Source organism: Nonomuraea sp. NPDC049646, assembly GCF_044465525.1.
Taxonomy (GTDB): domain Bacteria; phylum Actinomycetota; class Actinomycetes; order Streptosporangiales; family Streptosporangiaceae; genus Nonomuraea.
Map to the genome: position 1 here is coordinate 56,793 of NZ_JBITLU010000006.1, position 18,879 is coordinate 75,671.

Annotated in this window: 17 protein-coding genes; 3 read left to right on the forward strand and 14 right to left on the reverse strand. The window is 73.7% G+C overall.

What is annotated here, in order from left to right; genetic code table 11:
• Positions 1–39: 39 nt before the first annotated feature.
• From ACIBQ8_RS18840 to hisG, 9 genes are all read right to left on the reverse strand, one after another.
• Positions 40–765 (reverse strand): GntR family transcriptional regulator, encoded by a 726-nt coding sequence (locus ACIBQ8_RS18840; protein WP_397169954.1) that lies wholly within the window; start codon positions 763–765, stop codon positions 40–42.
• A complete protein-coding gene (locus tag ACIBQ8_RS18845; RefSeq protein ID WP_397192555.1) occupies positions 762–1,691 on the reverse strand; it encodes a PfkB family carbohydrate kinase in 930 nt (309 codons plus the stop codon). Before ACIBQ8_RS18845 ends, ACIBQ8_RS18840 begins: the two co-directional genes overlap by 4 nt.
• Entirely contained in the window at positions 1,688–2,599 is a 912-nt protein-coding gene (locus ACIBQ8_RS18850) for a 6-phosphogluconolactonase (protein WP_397192556.1), read from the reverse strand. Before ACIBQ8_RS18850 ends, ACIBQ8_RS18845 begins: the two co-directional genes overlap by 4 nt.
• Position 2,600: 1 nt before the next feature.
• On the reverse strand, positions 2,601–4,703 hold the full coding sequence (locus ACIBQ8_RS18855) for a N,N-dimethylformamidase beta subunit family domain-containing protein (protein ID WP_397192557.1): 2,103 nt from the start codon (positions 4,701–4,703) through the stop codon (positions 2,601–2,603).
• On the reverse strand, positions 4,703–5,923 hold the full coding sequence (locus ACIBQ8_RS18860; protein WP_397169961.1) for an ABC transporter permease: 1,221 nt from the start codon (positions 5,921–5,923) through the stop codon (positions 4,703–4,705). The genes ACIBQ8_RS18855 and ACIBQ8_RS18860 overlap by 1 nt, the downstream gene beginning before the upstream one ends.
• Positions 5,920–7,011, reverse strand: a complete 1,092-nt coding sequence (locus tag ACIBQ8_RS18865; RefSeq protein ID WP_397192558.1) for an ABC transporter permease — start codon at positions 7,009–7,011, stop codon at positions 5,920–5,922. The genes ACIBQ8_RS18860 and ACIBQ8_RS18865 overlap by 4 nt, the downstream gene beginning before the upstream one ends.
• Positions 7,008–8,027, reverse strand: a complete 1,020-nt coding sequence (locus ACIBQ8_RS18870) for a BMP family protein (RefSeq protein ID WP_397192559.1) — start codon at positions 8,025–8,027, stop codon at positions 7,008–7,010. The genes ACIBQ8_RS18865 and ACIBQ8_RS18870 overlap by 4 nt, the downstream gene beginning before the upstream one ends.
• Before the next feature lie 149 nt (positions 8,028–8,176).
• Positions 8,177–8,983 (reverse strand): HAD family hydrolase, encoded by an 807-nt coding sequence (locus ACIBQ8_RS18875; protein ID WP_397169966.1) that lies wholly within the window; start codon positions 8,981–8,983, stop codon positions 8,177–8,179.
• Positions 8,980–9,846 (reverse strand): ATP phosphoribosyltransferase, encoded by an 867-nt coding sequence (gene hisG, locus ACIBQ8_RS18880; RefSeq protein WP_397192560.1) that lies wholly within the window; start codon positions 9,844–9,846, stop codon positions 8,980–8,982. Before hisG ends, ACIBQ8_RS18875 begins: the two co-directional genes overlap by 4 nt.
• Positions 9,847–10,029: 183 nt before the next feature.
• On the opposite strand from hisG, the gene priA reads away from it, so the two are divergent.
• On the forward strand, positions 10,030–10,767 hold the full coding sequence (gene priA, locus ACIBQ8_RS18885; protein ID WP_397169969.1) for a bifunctional 1-(5-phosphoribosyl)-5-((5-phosphoribosylamino)methylideneamino)imidazole-4-carboxamide isomerase/phosphoribosylanthranilate isomerase PriA: 738 nt from the start codon (positions 10,030–10,032) through the stop codon (positions 10,765–10,767).
• Here the strand turns inward: priA and ACIBQ8_RS18890 are convergent.
• From ACIBQ8_RS18890 to ACIBQ8_RS18910, 5 genes are read right to left on the reverse strand one after another with little or no spacing between them, the layout of a single operon-like run.
• Positions 10,764–11,249: an NUDIX domain-containing protein gene (locus ACIBQ8_RS18890; protein WP_397169971.1), complete on the reverse strand. Its 486-nt coding sequence runs from the start codon at positions 11,247–11,249 to the stop codon at positions 10,764–10,766. The two genes, priA and ACIBQ8_RS18890, sit on opposite strands and share 4 nt — an antisense overlap.
• A complete protein-coding gene (locus tag ACIBQ8_RS18895) occupies positions 11,246–13,024 on the reverse strand; it encodes an ABC transporter ATP-binding protein (protein WP_397169973.1) in 1,779 nt (592 codons plus the stop codon). Before ACIBQ8_RS18895 ends, ACIBQ8_RS18890 begins: the two co-directional genes overlap by 4 nt.
• Positions 13,025–13,045: 21 nt before the next feature.
• Entirely contained in the window at positions 13,046–14,851 is a 1,806-nt protein-coding gene (locus ACIBQ8_RS18900) for an ABC transporter ATP-binding protein (RefSeq protein WP_397192561.1), read from the reverse strand.
• Positions 14,852–14,879: 28 nt separating this feature from the next.
• Complete coding sequence (locus tag ACIBQ8_RS18905; RefSeq protein WP_397169976.1) at positions 14,880–15,935, reverse strand: Gfo/Idh/MocA family protein; 1,056 nt, start codon at positions 15,933–15,935, stop codon at positions 14,880–14,882.
• Positions 15,928–17,205 (reverse strand): aminotransferase class III-fold pyridoxal phosphate-dependent enzyme, encoded by a 1,278-nt coding sequence (locus ACIBQ8_RS18910; protein ID WP_397169978.1) that lies wholly within the window; start codon positions 17,203–17,205, stop codon positions 15,928–15,930. Before ACIBQ8_RS18910 ends, ACIBQ8_RS18905 begins: the two co-directional genes overlap by 8 nt.
• A gap of 224 nt (positions 17,206–17,429) precedes the next feature.
• On the opposite strand from ACIBQ8_RS18910, the gene ACIBQ8_RS18915 reads away from it, so the two are divergent.
• Together ACIBQ8_RS18915 and ACIBQ8_RS18920 are read left to right on the forward strand one after the other, a co-directional pair.
• The gene (locus ACIBQ8_RS18915; RefSeq protein ID WP_397169980.1) at positions 17,430–18,149 is read left to right on the forward strand and encodes a phosphoribosylaminoimidazolesuccinocarboxamide synthase; all 720 of its coding nucleotides are present in this window, start codon (positions 17,430–17,432) and stop codon (positions 18,147–18,149) included.
• Positions 18,136–18,840 (forward strand): SDR family oxidoreductase, encoded by a 705-nt coding sequence (locus tag ACIBQ8_RS18920; protein ID WP_397169982.1) that lies wholly within the window; start codon positions 18,136–18,138, stop codon positions 18,838–18,840. Before ACIBQ8_RS18915 ends, ACIBQ8_RS18920 begins: the two co-directional genes overlap by 14 nt.
• Positions 18,841–18,879 lie beyond the last annotated feature (39 nt).

Consider the following 18,879-nt stretch of genomic DNA (forward strand, 5'->3'; position numbering starts at 1 on the left):
CGGCGAACGGCGGTCGGTCGGTACGCGGCGACGGCTCGCTCAGTCGCGGCGTCTCACCAGGTGGAAGGAGAAGTCGGTGCCCCTGTGGTAGTCCTGCGAATACAGCACCGGCCGTCCGGCGCTGTCGTGGTGGGTCTGGAGGAGCAGCAGCCAGGCGCCGCCGTCCTCGTGGGTGCCGATGCGCTCGGCCTGGGCGTGGCTGAGGGTCACCGCGCGGACCTGGGCGACGGCGTAGGCGATGGTGTGGCCGTGCTCGGTGAGGAGCTGGAACAGCGAGCCGGTCCAGTCCACCTCGTCCATGGGGCGGCCGATGAGCGAGCGCGGGAACAGGTCGATGGAGTACAGCAGCGCGTCGTCCCGGTGCCGGCGCAGGCGTTCCAGCCGGACGATGGCCTCGCCGGGCGGCAGTTGCAGCAGCTCGCGCTGGTGGCGGTCCGGCTCGGTCGCCATGACGTCGAGGACGGTGTTGTCGGCGGTGAACCCGCGGCTGGCCAGCATCTCGGTGACGCCTTCGAGGCGGGTCAGCGGCCGGTCCAGGCTGGGCTGCGAGGTCAGGTAGCGGCCGTCGCCGTGCCTGGCCTGGATGAGCCCTTCCTGCTCCAGCAGCTTGAACGCCTCTCTGATGCTGGTGCGCCCGACGTCGAAGCGGGTCATGAGCTCGTTCTCCGACGGCAGCCTGTCACCGGGGCGCAGCCCCTGCTCGACGATCAGGGCGTGCAGCCGGTCACGGATCTGGATGGCCAGGGTGGGATGACGTCGTGTCACGCGGGTCTCTCCTGCACGGACGGACCGCGGAGCGGGGCGATGCCGAGCTCGGCGGCCGATGGGTAGCTGGGGGCACAGAACCGGCGCGTGACCGAGACGGTCGCCACCTGGCAGGCGAGCCGGACGCCGCGCACCAGGCCCGTGCCGGCGCAGAGGGCGGCCGCCAGGGCGCCGGTGAAGGCGTCACCCGCGCCGGTGGTGTCCACAACGCGCACGCTGGGGACGTCGATCAGCATAGTGCCGCCGTCGTCGGCGATCTCGGCGCCGTGCTCGCCGCGGGTGACGACGACGGTGCGTCCCCTGGTCCTGCCGCGCAGGTCGTCCAGGTCGCCGGGGGTCTGGCCGGCCAGCGCGGCCAGCTCGCCCTCGTTGAGCACCAGCACGTCGGCGCGGGCCAGCAGCTCCTTCCCCGTCCCCTCCAGGAACGGTCCCGCCGGGCTCGGGTTGAGCAGGACGCGCACGCCCGGCGGCGCCGCCGTCGCGGCGGCGAGGGAGATCTCCAGCGGGATCTCCCCCTGCAGCACCAGCACGGACCCGGCGGGCAGGCCGGCGGCGACGGCGGCCGCCTGGGCGGGCGGCAGCAGGTCGGCGGCCCCCGGCCAGGTCATGACGAGCTGCCCGCCGCCCGCGTCGACGTAGACGAAGCTGCGCCCGGTCGCGACGCCGACGGCCGTGGTGCACTCGCCGACCCCGATGCCCTCGGCGCGCAGCTCGGCCAGCGCCACCGGCCGGGCGGCGTCGTCGCCGAGGCAGCCGACGAACCGGGCGGCGGCGCCCAGCCGGGCCGCGGCGACCGCCACGTTCGCGGCCTTGCCGCCGTGCGCGGTGGCGTAGTCGGCGGCGTTGACGCTCTCGCCCGGCTCCGGCAGGCGGTCGCCGAACATGTAGAGGTCGACGATGTAGGCCCCGACCGCGACGACGGTCACGAGCCCAGCCCCAGGGCGCAGGGCGCGATGCTGTCGGCGTCGACGGTCACCCGCACGTCGGGGTGGTGGTGGGCGAAGGTCACCGGGAGCAGCACGTCCGGCTCGGTGGTGAGCAGCAGCACCCGGACGATGTAGCGCTTCCAGGCGCCCCCGTCGGTGATCAGGTGCAGCCGGCGGGCGGAGAGGATCTCCGACATGCCGACGGTGATCGCCATCCGCGGGATCGCCTGCGTGTAGCCGCCGGTCACCCGGTGGGAGTGGGCCACGATCGTGTCGTCGAGCAGCGGGACGACGCGCGTGGTCGAGGCGGCGAACTCCGCGGCGGTGTACTGGTGCCAGCGCGTGGACGGCGGCTCGTTGAAGGCCAGGTGTCCCCGGTAGCCGAAGCCCGCGTAGCAGGTGTCGGCGCCGCCCTCGGCGCGCAGGCGCGCGCCGAACGCGTCCGGGTCGAACACGTCGGGGAAGACCACGTTGCCCGGGTGGGGCCGCAGGTCGGGGTCGAGGAGCTGGTAGAGGTTGCGGTCGCAATAGCCGCGGAAGCTGAACGGGTGCGAGGGGTCGACCGGCCGGCCCTGCCAGTCGAGGAACTCGTCCATGTGGAAGGCGAACACGTCGGCCCAGCTGATGCGCTCCTCGTTGCAGATGCGCGCCAGGATCGGGTACTGCGCCTTCGGCCCCACGGGCAGGATCCAGCGGGTGGGCTCGCCGCGCATGTTGCGGGCGCGTAACTCGTCGGCCATCTCCCGGGCCAGCCGGTAGTAGAGCTCGGTGGTGTCGGGGTAGACGGTCAGCGGGTGGCGGGCGATGGCCGCCAGTTCCTCGGCCGGCATGGACAACATCTCGTCGGTCAGCTCGGCCGACGTGCGGGGATAGGGGTAGTCGAGGTGCCTCGCGCTCGCGGTGGTCACGTCACTCCTCCTCACAAGCTGCGGGTTGCAGGAATCGGGACAGGACGTTTCGGGTGATTCGCCTGATGTCACCGTCACAGCAGGCGAGGCTGGTCACCCAGTTGACGGATCCGGCGGCGAACACCGCGCCGCCGGAGCCGAGCAGTCGCAGGGTCATGTCGGCGCGTACGGCCTGCGCGCCCGCACCGGCCTCCTCGGTGGGGGGCCGGTAGTGGTGGCCGTGGCCGCCCGCGGAGGTCGCGAGCACCAGGGTGTCCGGCGGGGTGCCGAGCTCGGGCGCGGCCCGGTCGATCTCGTCCCCCGCCGCCCCGCCGAGCGCGAGACCGCAGCAGCCCACCGGGTCGGTCCCGACGCCCTCGAACACCCAGGACGCCTCCTCCCGGTGGCTGTCGGGCAGGCGGGTGTAGCCGGGGGCGGGCCCCCAGCCCTGGGCCGCGAAGCCGACGCCGAGCAGCTCCTGCGGCGCCAGGCCGCGGTGCCGCCAGAGGCCGCCTGGCTCGCCGGTGGAGGTCAGCACGTCCTCGCCGGGCTCGTCGTCCCACCAGTCGCCGACGTGGCCGCGGCGGACCTCGATGGCGTGCGGGTGCCGGGGGTCGACGCCGGTCACCCAGTAGAACCCGTTGCCGCCCAGGTACATGAGCCGGCCGCCGCCGGAGACGTACGCGGCGAAGGCCGCGCGTTCGGGGGCGGTGACGTACTCGGGGTGGCTGCCGGTCAGGACGACGCGGTAGGCGGACAGCAGGTCGGCGCCGCCGTCGTGCACGTCCTCGTCGGCCAGCACGTCGAAGGCGAAGCCCGCCGAGCGCAGCCAGCGCAGCAGCAGCAGGTCGGCGGCGAAGTGGCGCGGCGCGCCGGTCATCCACCAGCGGTAGTCGGGGGTGAGGTTGAGCACCGGGCGGCGTCTGGAGGAGTGGGTGACGTGGCCGCCCTCGCGCCGCTGGTCGTACAGCGACAGGCCGAGCTCGCGGTGCTCGTTGAGGTAGGCGTCCACCGGGGAGAGCGTGATCACGCGGTCGGTGACCTGCCGGTAGTCGCCGAAGTACTCGGCCTCGCTGGACTGCCGGTGGTTGGCGTAGGCGAGGTAGGTGAACGTGGGCAGGACGACCGCGACCGGGCTCCGGCGCGCCGCGTCCGGGCGCACCACCACCGGCAGCACGCACGACTGCCCCGCGGTCCGCAGGCGGACGCCGAGCACGGTGGAGCCGGCCTCCCGCGGCACGGCCGGCTCGCAGGTCACCGGCCAGCGGGCGTCGTCGAGGTCCTCCGGGCTGACCTGGAGCGCGGTGCGGGCCGCGCCGCCCGGCCCGAGCAGCCCGGCCAGCGGCCGGTTGACGGCGCTCACGTGGTGCCCGTTGCCGCTGACGTCCGGGACGACGGGCGCGCCGGGGCTCGCGGACGGGTCCCACAGGGCCAGCAGCTCGGCGCCGAGGTGTTTGACCAGCTCGGGCCCGGTCGTCAGGTCGGGCAGCGGCACGCGGCCGGGCATGGTGAGCGAGCCCTCGGTCAGCATGGGCAGCGCGATCCGGCCCGCGTACGGATGCTCGTCGCCCGCCCCGACCCGCAGCTCGCCCGACGGGGACGGCAGCGGCAGCCGGGCCCGCCCGGCGCTCACGCCCGCGGTGCGGAAGTCGTTCAGGTGCAGCACGGTCATCAGCGGCGCCGCCTCCCACGCCACGGCCAGCAGCGACCACTCCCCCGCCGGGACGGCCGAGCGCAACCGGCAGCCCATGCTCCCCGACGGCGTCAGCACGGTCGCCTCGGGCCGGCCCTCCTCGTCGAGGGCGAGCAGCAGCCGCCATCCGGCGCCGCCCAGCCGGGCCACGACCTGGCGCGGCCCGAGCCGCTTCGGCCGGATCCAGAGTGCCAGGCCGCCCCTGGCGGGCGTCGGCACCGAGGCCGCCTCCAGCCGGGAGCCGGGCCGCAGGGGCCGCGGCGCGATCGTCACCGGCACGGCCGGGGTCAGGTCGCTCTCCCCGACGAGGTCCACCAGGGTGACGTCCGCGTCCCCGTCCGGGCCGGAGGCGTGCACGGCCAGCCGCTCCCCGGGCGCCGCGGACCAGCGGTCGGCGTACCCCATCAGGCGGGGTTCCCGGTCGACGGCCATCACGCTTCTCCTCGCCGGTAGGGGATGCCGACGTAGGCCGGCATGCGGAGCCGTTGGGCGACCGTGACCAGCACCAGCAGCGTGGTGAGGTACGGCGTGGCGTACACGAGCTGGGTGGGGACCGAGTCGGTGCCCTGGAAGACCGCGAAGGCGGCGGCGCCGAGCAGCGCCAGCGTCGCGGCCAGGCGCAGCCGCGTACGGACGAGCGCGACCGCCGCGACCCAGGCCAGCACGGCCCCGAGCAGCAGCAGCACGTGCACCGCGCTCGCCTGGCGCAGTTGCAGCGCGTCGGCGTAGCCGAACAGCAGCGCCCCCGCCGCCGTGCCGGACGGCCGCCAGTTGCCGAAGATCATGGCGGCCAGCCCGATGAAGCCCCGGCCGCCGGTCTGGCCCTCGCGGTAGACGGTCGAGGAGACGGTGACCAGGTAGGCCCCGCCGAGCCCGGCCAGGCCGCCGGAGACCAGCACGCCGTAGTACCGCATGCGCAGCACCGGGACGCCGAGCGAGTCCGCCGCCGCCGGGTGCTCGCCCGCCGACCGCAGCCGCAGCCCGAACGCGGTACGCCAGAGCAGCACGAAGCTGAGCGGGACCAGCGCGACGGCGACCACGGTGAGCAGCGAGACCTCGTGCAGGAACCCCCGCGCGATCCCGGCCAGGTCGGACACCAGGAAGAACCGGCCGCGCTCCAGCGCGCCGAGCAGGTCGGGCGTGCCCCCACCGCCCGCCAGGACGGGCACGCTGACCGTGCCGATCGACCCGCTCACCGGCGGCGACTGCGTGGCCCCGGCCCCCGGCAGGCCGCTGAAGGCGATGACCGACATGAACCGGGCCACGCCCACCGCCAGGATGTTGATCGCGATGCCGCACACCACCTGGTCGACCCCGAAGGTGACGGTGACGACCGCGTGCAGCAGCCCGGCCGCGACCCCGCCGAGCGTGCCGGCCAGCACCCCGGCCCAGACGCCGAACCCGTACCCGGCCCAGGCCCCGCAGACCGTGCCGATGATCATCATGCCCTCGATGCCGAGGTTGGCGACGCCCGCCCGCTCGCTCCACAGGCCGCTCAGCCCGGCGAGCCCGATCGGGACCGCCAGCCGCAGCGCGGCCCCCACGACGCCCGACCCGGTGAGCTCGTCGGCGCCGGTGAACACCCTGACCACCGACATCGCCAGCAGCAGGACGAGCGCGGCCCGCCACCACCGGTACCGTCCCGCGCTCATACGGACGGCTCCAGCGCCGGGGACGCCTGCTCCCGTACGAGCCGCTCGGCCCGCCTGCGGTCCATCCGCCGCGCCACCTCGTAGGCCACCACGACGCTGAGCACGATGACGCCCTGCATGATCGTGACGATCTCCTTGGGGACGCCCTCGATGTCGAGGATCAGCGCCGACCGTTCCAGGAACCCGAAGAGCAGGGCGGCCAGCGCGATGCCCACGGGCGTGTTGCGGCCGAGCAGGGCCACGGCGATCCCGGTGAAGCCCGCGCCGGAGGGGAAGTCCATGCCGTACCGGTAGGTCTGGCCCAGCAGGTCGGGCAGCCCGGCCAGGCCCGCCAGGCCGCCGGACAGCAACATCGTGACCAGGATCATCCGGCGCGGGTCGATGCCCTGGACGCGCGCCGCCACCGGGTTCAGGCCGCCGGCCCGCAGCTCGTAGCCGTAGCGGGTGCGGGTGAGCAGCACGTGCACCGCCACCCCCAGCACGACCGCGCCCAGCGCGGCCGAGCCGAGCTGGTCGCCCGACGGCAGCGTGAGCTGCGGCAGCCGGGCCGACGGCGGCAGCTCCTGCGTCGAGCCCGAGGTGCTGCCGGCGGCGAAGACCTCGGCCAGCAGGTAGGCGACGACGGCGGTGGCGACGTAGTTCAGCAGCAGCGTGGACAGCACCTCCGAGACCCCGCGCCACACCTTGAGCACCGCGGCGATCCCCGCCCAGAGGGCTCCGGCCAGCACCGCGACCAGGCAGACGAACGCCAGGTGCAGCGGGCCCGGCAGCCGCACGGCCGCCCCGGCGACCGCCGCGAACAGCGCGGCCACGTGGTACTGGCCCTCGACCCCGATGTTGAACAGCTTCATCCGGAAGGTGACGGCCACGGCGAGGGCGGCGAAGAAGTAGACGGCCGCCCGGTTCACCGCGGAGACGAGCGAGTCCGGCCGGACCCCGAACTCCAGCATCGTCAGGTACGTCCGCCCCGGCGCGGCCCCCACCGCGGCCAGCAGCGCGGTGGCGACCGTGAGCGCGATCAGCAGCGCGAGCGCCGGGACGGCGAGCACGCCCAGCGCTTCCCGGCCCGCCGCCCGCGCCCGGCTCACCGGCTCTCCGCCGGCCTGGCGGGCACCTTGATCTCGCCCGAGACGATCCGCTTGCGCAGCTCCTCCAGCCGCGGCTGGATGTCGGCCAGCTCGCCGCCGCTGGTGGCGTAGCCGACGCCGCCCTCCTTGAGCCCGAACTCGCGCACCCCGGCGATCGGCCGGCCCGCCACCGCGTCCCGGACGATGCTCAGCACCGCGACGTCGAGCTGCTTGGTGGCGCTGGTCAGGATCACCCCGGCGAGCCCGGGATCGACCGTCTTGCGCTGGTCGACGTCGACGCCGATCGCCCACTTGCCGGCCGCCTTGGCCGCCTGGAAGACGCCCAGCCCGGACGCCCCGGCGGCGTGGTAGACGACGTCGGCGCCGCCGTCGTACATGCCGCGGGCCGCCTCCTGGGCCTTGTCGGGGGCTGAGAAGCCGCTGAAGTCGGGCGGCTGGGACATGAACACGCTGGAGAGCTGGATGCCGGGTTTCACCGCGCGGGCGCCGGCCGCGTACCCGGCGAGGAACTTCTCCTGCGGCGGCGTCTGCACCCCGCCGACGAAGCCGATCCTCCCGCTGGCCGACTTGAGCGCGGCCGCCGCGCCGACCAGGTAGCTGGCCTGCTCCTCGCGGAACACCACGTTGGTGACGTTGGGCAGCTTCACGGTGGCGTCGTCGATGATGACGAACTGGGTGCGGGGGAAGGCGGGGGCGACCTTCGCCAGCGGCTGGGCGTAGAAGAAGCCGACGGCCAGCACCGGGTTGTGGCCGGTCTGGGCCAGCAGCCGCAGGATCTCCTCCAGGTCGGACCCGGCGGCGTTGGGGCTGAGCTCCTTGGCGGCGACGCCCAGCTCGGCCTTCGCGCGGTCGACGCCGGCCCCCACCGAGTCGTTGAAGGATCTGTCGCCGCGCCCGCCGCGGCTGAAGGCCACGCCGACCGAGGTGGCGCCCTTCTTCTCGGCGGCGGGGCTGACGGCGGTGCAGGCGGCGAGCGAGCACAGCGCCACGAAGAGCGCGAGGACGCGGACGAGCACAGGGGCAACGGCTAATCGGGGCACTGGGGGCACCTCTCAGACGGGACGCCCGCGCCCGGCGCGGGCCCTGGCGGCCTGCCTCCGCAGGCCGATCCTGGCCGGTGCGTTCCCGGCTCCAGCGACCATCATGAATACTCGTCAGACAAGCGTCAATACTTCTCTGAGAAATCGGCCGTGGCGTGCCGTTCGAGCCACGCGGCCACCCCGTCGTCGTCGTTGGAGGCGGTCACCTCGCCCACCGCGCCGAGCACGGCGGGATGGGCGTTGGCCACCGCCACCGCGGTTCCGGCCCAGGTCAGCATGGGGATGTCGTTCGGCATGTCGCCGAAGGCGATCACGTCGGCGCTGCCCAGCCCGAGCCGGGACGCCATCGACTCCAGGGCCGCGGCCTTGGTCACGCCGGATCGCATGACCTCGCAGAACACGTCGGCCGAGATGGTCACCTCGCAGCCGGTCAGCAGTCCGCGCACGGTCTCGTAGTACTGGCGGGCGGCGCCTTCGAGCTGGACCATGAGCTTGCCGACGTCGTGCCGGTCGATCTCGTGCTCCAGGCGGGGCACCCGGCGCGCGTCGCGGGCCAGCGGCTCGGGCAGGTGGAAGGCGTCCTCCAGGAGCAGTTCGAGGCGGCACTCGGCGCCCAGGCGCACGCCGGGGAACCGGTCGCGCAGCAGCGCCAGCGTCGCGGCGAGCGGCTGCCGGTCCAGCGGGCGGTAGTCGACCACCTCCTCGCTGCCGAAGTCGAAGGTGATCGAGCCGTTCCCGCAGACGGCGACGGCCGCGTGGTCCAGGGCCGCGGCCACCGGACGGGTGTCGCGGACCGGCCGCGCGGTCGCGATGACGAACACGTGCCCGGCGGCGCGGGCGCGGCGCACGGCGGTCCTGGTGCGCTCGGAGACCTGGCCGCGGGAGTCCAGGAGCGTCCCGTCGAGGTCGCACACGATCATCCGGCGGCTCACGGCGTGACGTCCTTCCCGACGCGCGACTCGATGACGTCGAGCGCCCCGGCGGCCAGGATGCCGCCGATGGTCTCGGCCAGGCCGCGCCGGGCCGCCAGCCCCTGCACGACCACCAGGCTCCCGGTCAGGCCGGTGCCGGCCCGCCAGGACCGCTCCGGCATCGACCCGGCCACCCGCGGCAGGTCGCGCGTGGTGGTGCGCACGGTCAGCAGCACGTGGGCCGCTCCCCCGTCGACCGAGGTCAGCAGCCGCGCGACCCGCTGGATCGCGGCGCGCCTGCGGGCGTCCCGCCAGGCGGCGGGGCTCGCGACGACCTGCGGGGAGCAGGTGCGCAACGTGGCGACGACCCGCAGGTCGTGCTCGTCGAGGGCGGAGCCGGGGCCGTCGGTCTCGACGACGGCGTCGGCCAGCTCGGGGACCTTGGCCTCCGTGGCCCCGAACGACGGGACGATCCTGACGGGCAGCGGCACGCTCTGGAAGAACTGCCGGGAGATCTTCGGGAACCCGGTCGCGATCCGGGCCCCGGCGGGCAGCCCGGCGGCGTCCACGGCCGGATGCCCGGAGGGGACGGCGAGCACCAGCCGCCAGGGCGGCACGCACCGGCTCTCCTCGACCAGCTCGACCTTCGCGCCGGTCTCCTCGATCCAGTCGGCGCCGGTCACGCCGAAGTCGAAGACGCCTCTCTCCACGGCGAGCGGGATCTCGCGCGGCTTGTGGAAGGCCACCTCGATGCCGCCGTCGTAGGCGATGCCCGCCCGGTAGCTGCGCTCGGACGGCCGGCGCACCTCCAGCCCGGCCGCGGCGAACAGGTCGAGGACGGGACGCTCCAGGAACGTGCCCTTGGGCAGCGCGAGCGAGACCATGCAGTCCTCCTCGGAACAGGGGGACCGGCCCCCGGCGACTCGGCGTGCGGCGCGCACCGGCAAGCGTCCCCGTCCGGCCGGGCGGCGGCAAGTGAACCATGGTGGTGGCCGAAGGTTGACTTCGATTCCTGACCAGTGTTCGCGATGATGGAAAAGGGGGGTTCACGGGAGAGGAAACGACGAGTGTCCACATGCCTGACCCTCCTGCCCGCCGTCGACGTGCGCGGCGGCCGGGCCGTCCGCCTGCTGCGCGGCGAGTCCGGATCCGAGACCTGGTACGGCGACCCGCTCGACGCGGCGCTGGGCTGGCAGGACGCGGGCGCCGACTGGGTGCACCTGGTGGACCTGGACGCCGCCTTCGGCACCGGCTCGAACCGGGCGCGGATCGCCGAGGTCGTCGGCGCCCTGGACATCCCGGTCGAGCTGTGCGGCGGCGTGCGCGACGACGCGAGCCTGGCGGCGGCGCTGGCCACCGGCTGCGGCCGGGTGGTGCTCGGCACCGGCGCGCTGGAACGTCCGGCGTGGGTGGCCGAGGTCATCGCCCGGCACGGCGACCGGGTGGCCGTCGAGCTGGACGTCTGGGGCACCACCGTGCGCAGCCACGGCTGGACCCGCGACGCCGGCGAGCTGTACGACACCCTGGCCCGCCTCGACGCGGCCGGCTGCGCCCGGTACGTCGTCACCGACATCGCCAGGGACGGCACCCTGGGCGGCCCCAACCTGAAGCTGCTGCGCGACGTCTGCGCCGCCACCGGCCGGCCCGTCGTGGCCTCCGGCGGCATCGCCAGCCTGGACGACCTGCGCGCCGTCTCCTCCCTGACCCCGCTGGGCGTCGAGGGCGTCGTCGTGGGCAAGGCGCTGTACGCCGGCCGCTTCACCCTGCGCCAGGCCCTGGACGCGGTACGCAAACCGGAGCTCTAGACCGGCCGCATGGCCAGCGCGCGCAGGGCCAGCTCGACCATGCCCGAGCCGGGCGACTCGGCGGCCAGGCGGCGCAGGGCGTCGCCGTCCAGCCAGCGGGCCTCGTCGAACTTGTCCTGCTCGATCGCGGGCCTGGTCAGGTCGCCCTCGACCGTGGCCAGCACGTCGATCTCGCGCCGCAGGCCGCCGTCGCCGCCGGTCCAGTCGAAGACGTCCACCAGGCCGCCCACCCGCAGCAGCCGCCAGCCGGTCTCCTCCTCGATCTCCCTGGCCAGCGCCGCGCACAGCGTCTCGCCCCGCTCGACGTGCCCGCCGACGATGTCCCAGCAGCCGGGGAAGAGCCGCACGTGGGCCGCCCGCCGTTGCAGGAACACCTCGCCGAGCGGGTTGATCAGCACGGCGCCGACCACGCAGCGCACGCCCGTGGCGGACGCCTCCCGCTGGATCGGCTCGAACTCCGCCGGATGGGGGGCGCAGGTCATGCGGTCTCCTGGTGCGCGTAGTAGGTGGCGTAGAGCGCCGCGAACGGGCCGTCGCGGCGCAGCAGCTCGTCGAAGCGGCCCTGCTCGGCGATCTCGCCGCCGTGCAGGACGAGGACGCGGTCGGCGCGCCGGATGGTGGACAGCCGGTGGGCGATCACCACGACCGTGCGTCCCGCGCACAGCCGGGCCAGCGCGTCCTGGATGCCGCGTTCGGTCAGCGGATCGACGCTGGCGGTCGGCTCGTCCAGCAGCAGGATGTCCGGCTCGCGGACGAACATCCTGGCCAGGGCGATGAGCTGCCGCTGCCCGACCGACACGCCCTGCCCGCCGGCGGCCAGGCGGTCGTCCAGGGACATCGGCATGCTGCGGTCCCACACGCGGCGGCCGATCCGCTCGACGGCCCGTACGACGTCGTCGCGGCCGGCGCCGGGGCGGCCGTAGGCGATGTTCTCGGCGAGCGTGCCGGCGAAGATGAACGGGTGCTGCGGGACGACCCCCACCCGCCGCCGGTAGGCCCGCAGGTCCAGGGTGCGGATGTCGCGGCCGTCCACCAGCAGCTCGCCGCCCTGGAAGTCGTAGGCGCGGGCGATCAGCTTGGCCAGCGTGGACTTGCCGCCGCCGGTGTGCCCGACGACCGCGACCGTCTCGCGGGCCGCGAGGCGCACGTCGAAGTCGCGGAACACGGCGGCGCCCGAGCCGTACCGGAAGTGCAGGCCGCGCGCCTCGATCGCGCCGGTCAGCGCGGTCACCGGCTCGTTGCCGCTCTGGACGACGGCGTGGTCGCTGTCGATCAGCGCGAACACCCGCTCGGCGGCGGCCAGCCCCTGCTGGAACAGGCTCCAGAACGAGGCGGCCTGGGTGACCGGCTGCCAGAGCATGCCGAGCGCCTGGAGGGCGAAGTACCACTCGCCCGCCGACAGCCTGCCGATCGCCGCGAACCGCCCGCCCTGGTACAGCACGACCGCCGTGGCGAGGCCCGCCAGCAGCGTCAGGACCGGCAGGATGACCGCGTAGATGAGGCCCTGCCGGACGTAGACCCGGTACGACAGCCGGTTGACGTCGTCGAAGTCGTCGTGGACGGCCCGCTCGCGGCCGAAGCTCTTGGCGACCGCGATGCCGAGCATGGTCTCGTGCACGTTGGCGTTGACCTTGGCCATCACCCGCCGCGTGGCCGCCGCCGCCGTGCGGGCCACCCGGCGGAAGGCCAGGGCGGTGCCCAGCAGGAACGGCAGCGCCGCCAGGATGACCAGGCCGAGGCCGGGGTCGATCCAGAACACCACGCCGCCGAGCAGCACCACCAGGAAGAGCTGGCTGATCAGGTTCAGGGTGAGGGTGAGCACCGAGCCGAAGCCCTCGGTGTCGCCGGTGACCCGGCTGAGCACCTTGCCGACCGAGTTCTCGTCGTAGAAGGCGACGTCCTTGGCCAGGGCGGCGTCGGCGGCCTCGCACTGCAGCCGGTAGACCATGCCGCCCACCAGCCGCGCGGTGATCGCCTGGCGGGCCCAGTTCATCGCCCAGGCCAGCACCGCCGCCGCCACCACGAACAGGCACAGCAGCAGGCCGGGGCCGCTGCCGCCGCCGGCCTGGTCGATCAGGCGGGAGACGACGATCGGCACGGAGGCGGTCAGCAGCACCGAGCCCGCGACGAGCAGGGCCGAGCCGATCATGCCGGCGCGGTGGGCGCGCAACTGCCGCAGGATGCGGGCCAGCAGGCGGCGGTTGCCGTACACGCGGTCGTAGGCGTCGGCGTGCAGGCCCGCGAACAGGTCGCTCACGGGCGCCGCCGATCCTGGGCGTCAGCCACTGTAGATCTCCCGGTAGAGCGCGCAGCGCGCCATCAGTTCGTCGTGCGAGCCCTGGTCGACGACCCGGCCGCCGTCCAGCAGCAGGATGAGGTCGGCGCGGCGGATCTGACCGGGGCGGTGCGAGACCAGCACCGTCGTGCGGCCCGCCGTCGCGCGCTCGATCGCCTCGGTGATCGCCGATTCGGTGCGGGCGTCCACGGCGCTGGTCGCGTCGTCGAGGGTGAGGATGCGCGGCTCGGTCAGCAGGGCCCTGGCGATGGCCAGCCGCTGCCGCTGCCCGCCGGACAGCGTCGTGCCGCCCTCGTTGAGCACGGTGGCGTAGCCGTCGGCCATCCCTTGGACGAACTCGTCCGCGCACGCCTGCTTGGCGACGCGCAGGACGTCCTCGTACCCGGCGGCGTGCGGGGCGCCGAAGGCGATGTTGTCCAGCACGCTCTTGGAGAACAGGAAGATCTCCTGGTCCACGTGGCCGATCTGGCGGCGCAGCGCGCCCGGCTCCCACTCGCGCACGTCACGGCCGTCGATCAGCACCCGGCCCTCGGTGGCGTCGTACATGCGGTTGACGAGTTTGATCAGCATGCTCTTGCCGCTGCCGGTGGGGCCGACGACGGCCAGGGTGCGGCCCGCGGGCAGGTGGAAGGAGACCTCGCGCAGGATGTCGCGGCCCTCGTGGCGCAGCGACACCCGGTCGAAGGTGATCGTGCCCTCGACGGCGGCCGTGGTGCCGCGGGTGTCCTCGCGCTCGCCGGGGGCGCCGTCGATGATCTGCCGCATGCGCGCGGCGGCCGCGAAGCCCTCCTGGATGACCGGCACGGCCTGCTCGGACATGGTGACGGGCTGCGCGAACAGCAGCAGCCAGCCGAGGTAGGTCACCACCTGGGACAGCGCCAGCTCGCCCTGCGAGTAGAGGTAGAGGGAGTGCAGGGAGCCGGTCACCATGGCCAGGGCGAAGCTCAGCGCGGGCAGGTAGACCGCCTGCGCCCGGCCGCGCCGGACGAAGGCGTCCCGGTAGGCGGCGGCGGCCGATCTCAGGGCGTGCCGCTCGAAGTCCTCCTGCGTGGCGGCCTTGACGGTGGCGATGCCCGACAGCGTGGTGGAGAAGCGTTCGTTGAGGTCGGCGAAGGTCTCGCGGGTGCGCATGACCAGCGGGTAGAGCCGGCGCAGGTGGTAGCGCAGCGCGTAGGCGAACACCAGCACCAGCACGCCGGGGGCCAGCAGCAGCCGCGGGTCCAGCGAGGCGATGAACAGGATCGGCACCAGCAGGGCCAGCACGCCGTTGGCGGCGGTGGCGGCCCCGGGGCTGAGCATGTAGTCGACGAGCCTGGCGTCGTTGATGGCGCGGGCCAGGATGTCGCCGATGCGCTGCTGGTCGTGGAAGGCCATGCGCTTGGTCAGCAGGCTGCGGTACAGCTCGTCGCGCACGTCCCGCTTGACGCGCTGGGCGACGACCTCCATCGAGCCGTTCGACAGCAGGTCGGCGACGAACCGGCCGACCGCCAGCAGCGCGGCCGCCAGCGCCGCCACCCCGACCGCGCCGAGGTCGTGGCGGGGGCCGGTGGCCTCGGCGAACGCCGCGCCGATCTGGACGGGGACGAGCGTCGAGCACAGGCTCGCGGCCGCGGCGGCCACGGTGAACAGCAGCAGCGACGGCCGGTGCCGGCGCAGGTGACCCGCGATCCACCGGCCCACCCCCCGCGACCCGGCCGGATCCCGTGCGGCGGCCGGATCAGGCGACCCGGACGGATCCCGCGACGCGACCGGCCGCCCGCCCGCGGCCGGTCGCGCCCGCTCGGTCATTCCTCCCCCTCCTCGTCGGCGGCCCGGCCTAGGCCGAGGCCCGGACGGACCCGGTCAGCAGGCCGAAGCCGTTCGTCGCGGCGGTGTTGAGCTCGGCCATCACCCGGTCGCACAGGGCGGAGGCGGCCAGCGCGTCGGAGACCGACGGCACTCCCTTGACCGGAGGACGGCCGCCCGTCTGGGGCTCGGCCGACCGCTGCGCGCAGGCGTCCACGAACGCCTGCAACTCGGGCCCGAAGCCGCTGCGCCCCCACCCGTGGTCCAGGTTGCGGGTGGCGTGCAGCTCCTGGCCGTACGGCACGCCGTCGGACAGTTCGAGCGTCACCCGTTCCAGCGACGGCGCGCTGTACCGGCTGCCGTCCATGCCCTGGACGGTGACGCCCACCATGAACCGCTTGACGTGGTTGCCCATGCGGAGCGTGGACAGCGAGCCGTCGTGGTGCCGCAGGAACAGGTTGATCTGGAAGCGGTCGGCGTCGCTGGCGATGGCGTGCGCGTCCACCTGGACGACCGGCGACGGGACGAACCAGCGGGCCAGGTCGAGGGCGTGCACCCCGTTGTGCCGGATCCACGCCTCCAGGGTGGTGTCCACCCCCCACTGCGGGGCGGACGGGTGGCGGCTGTAGAAGTCGATGGTCACCGAGCACGGCGTGGCCCGGATCCCCTCGCTCAGCTCGTGCAGCCGCTGCAGGGTCTCGGCGTAGCGGAAGTTGAAGCCCACCTGGACGTGCCGCCCGCTGCGGCGCACCACGTGCTCCAGGTCCTGGAGGGCGGGCGTGGACGGCCCGGCCGGCTTCTCGACGAAGCAGTCCACCCCGCGCTCGGCGAGCTGCCGGACCAGCAGGTACGACGGCTCCGGCGGGACGGCCAGCACGGCGGCGTCCACCATCTCCAGGTCGAGCTCGTCCACCGAGGAGACGCAGGTCGCGCCGCCGGCCAGCGACTGCACGTCGGCGGCCAGCGACAGGTCGGGGTCGACGCAGGCCACGACCTGGTGGCCGCGGATGCGTTGCAGGAACGGGAACAGGTTCTGCTGCATCTGCCGGCCGCAGCCGACCAGGGCGAGGCGCAGGAGGTCAGCCACGGCCGGCCCCCGCGGGCGCGCTCCACGCCTCGAAAGCCTGCCGCACCCGGTCGCGCAGGTCGCCCCAGTCGATGTCGCGGTGGGCCAGGCACACGAAGGACGGGTGCCCTTCGAGCAGCAGGATGCCGACCCCGGCCAGCTCGGCCAGCAGCGCCTCGCGACGCTCCTTGTCGCCCAGCAGCCCCACGTCGTGGTAGACGAGCTCGAACATGCCGCCGCCGAGCACCGGACGGGCGCCCACCAGGGCCTCGACCCCGGCGTCCGCCGCGGCCGCGGTGAAGGCGGCGGCCACCTGCGTGCCGATCCGGCCGAGCTCGGTCCAGCCGTCCGGCGAGTCGCCGACGGGCTTCTCCAGGATGTCGCGGGTGGCCAGCGCCGCGTAGACGGCGATCATCTCCTTGGAGAACGTGCCGCTCAGCCGGGCCTTCTCGGCCAGCGCGAGCAGGTCGGCGTCGCCGGCCAGGATGCTCAGCGGGGCGCCGTTGGCCAGCGCCTTGCCGATCACGATCAGGTCGGAGCCGAGGGCGTTGTCGTGGTCGTAGCCGAGGGCCGAGATCCGGCCGCCGGTCTTGGTCTCGTCGAAGACGGTGAGCAGGCCGGCCTCGCGGCACATGGCGACGGCCTGGCGCAGCACGTCGGCCGTGGTGAAGGAGGCCAGGTAGGCGTCGAAGACGAAGCAGCCCAGCCGGCCGCGGTGCCGTTCCAGCAGCTCGGCGAGGGATTCCAGGCGCAGGTCCACCCAGTTGGCCACCGGCTCGGACTCGCCGACGCCGCGCATGCCGTCGGTGTAGCGCAGCTTCTCCCGCAGCGGGGAGTGCAGCGGCTCGTGCCACTTGAGCGAGTCGGCGATCTGGGAGTCGTGCCAGCCGACGTAGCCGCTGCGGATGATGCCGAGCCGGCCCGTGCGCATCGCGGCCAGCCGGAAGGCGGCGGTGACCGCCTCGGAGGCGGTCTTGAAGAACGCGCCGCGGTCGCCGGGCCGCTCGCCGAGCAGCCGGTCGAGGTATTCCTGGTGGAACGTGGTGTAGCCCGGCAGCATGACTCCGTTGCCGAGATAACCGCAGAGAATTTCGTTGAACTGGGCGTCCGCGTGACCGATTATCACTGGGCCATAACCCATGACGAAATCGATGTACGGTACGCCGTTCGCGTCGGACACCTCGCCCCGCCGCCCCCGCGAGAACAAGAGCTGCTGCCCCGCGGACCTGAACTTACGCGTGATCTTCGAGTGAGCTATGCGCTCATATTCCGACAACGATCCTCCCCCCATTGGGATTCTAATTAAGATCGGAATTTCAATTTCTGAAGACAGTACCGTCCGGCCGCCGGGACCCGTCAAGTACTCTTTCTTCCAGTGCTCCCGGCGAGGGCGGACGACATATCAAGACCGCGAGAGCCGCGTCAAGTGCTCCTTTTTCCAGGGTCACGCCGCCTTGACAGCGAGGTGCCCGCAATATCAAGTTGTGTGGGCCATTGTCGGCGGATGGAGGCCACGTGGATAACGGATCAGATCCGGGAACTCCGGCCGGCCGGGGAGAGCCGGATATCGTCGGGCGCAGTAAGCGTCTGTGGCTGCTGCCCGACGGGCGGTGCCTGGTGCAGATAATCCCCAGCCTGCGCAGTTTCACGTACCACCGCGATGAAATCGTCGAGCGCACCGGGCCGCTCCGGCTCGATTTCTACGAAAGGGCGGCGGCCCGGCTGGCCGACGCCGGCGTGCCGTGCGCGTTCCGGGAACGGGTCTCGGCCGACTCGTACGTGGCCGACTACTGCCCGGCGCCGCCGTTCGAGGTGATCGTGAAGAACCGGGCCACCGGATCGACCACCCGCAAGTACCCCGGCCTGTTCGAGGACGGCGCCCCGCTGCCGCGCCCGGTCGTGAAGTTCGACTACCGGACCGACCCCGAGGACCAGCCGATCGGCGAGGACTACCTGCGGGCGCTCGGCCTGCCGGTGGAGGAGATGCGCGAGCTGTCCCTCGCGGTCAACGACGTGCTGCGGTCCTGGCTGCGCCCGCTGGAGGTGTGGGACTTCTGCCTCATCTTCGGACAGACCGCCGACGGCGGCCTGACCGTCATCTCCGAGATCTCCCAGGACTGCATGCGCCTGCGCCACCAGGACGGCTCCCCGCTGGACAAGGACCTGTTCCGGGACGGCGTGGCGGGCGAGGAGATCGTGAACCAGTGGAGCCGCGTCCTCGATGTCATCACATGAGACACGGGCCGCGCTGGTCACCGGCAGCAACCGGGGCAGCGGGCGGGCCATCGCCGAGGAGCTGCGCGAGCGCGGCTACCGCGTCTTCTCCCTGAACCGCTCGCTCGCGGGCGAGGACTGGCTCGGCGAGCACAGGTGCGACCTGGCGGACCCGGCGCAGATCGCGGAGGCGACCGCCCAGGTGCTCGGCGCGGCCGGCCGGCTCGACGTCTGCGTGTCCAACGCGGTGGACCGGGTGCTCGACCCGATCGCCGACCTGCGCGCCCAGGACTGGGAGCGGCTGGTCGCGATCAACCTGAGCGCCTGCTTCCACCTGCTCAAAGCCGTCCTGCCGGCGTTGCGGGCCGCCGGCGGGATGTTCGTCGCCATGGGCAGCCACGCCGGCACGCGGTACTTCGAGGGCGGGGCCGCCTACAGCGCCACCAAGGCCGGGCTGAAGGCGCTGGTCGAGACGCTGCTGCTGGAAGAGCGCCGCAACGGGGTGCGCGCCTGCCTGGTCTCGCCGGGCGCCATCGCCAACCTCGACGGCGACGGCTCGCCGCACAAGATGAGCACCCGGTCGGTGGCCCGCTGCGTGGCCACCATCGTCGACTCCTGGCCGGACGACCTCGTGGTGGGCGAGATCGAGGTGCGGCCGTCGTGCCTGCCCGAGCCGCCCGTCGTCGGCATCGACCGGCTGCTGCACGTGTGACCCCCGCGCCCCCGCCGCGCCCGCCGCTCCCGTCAGGAG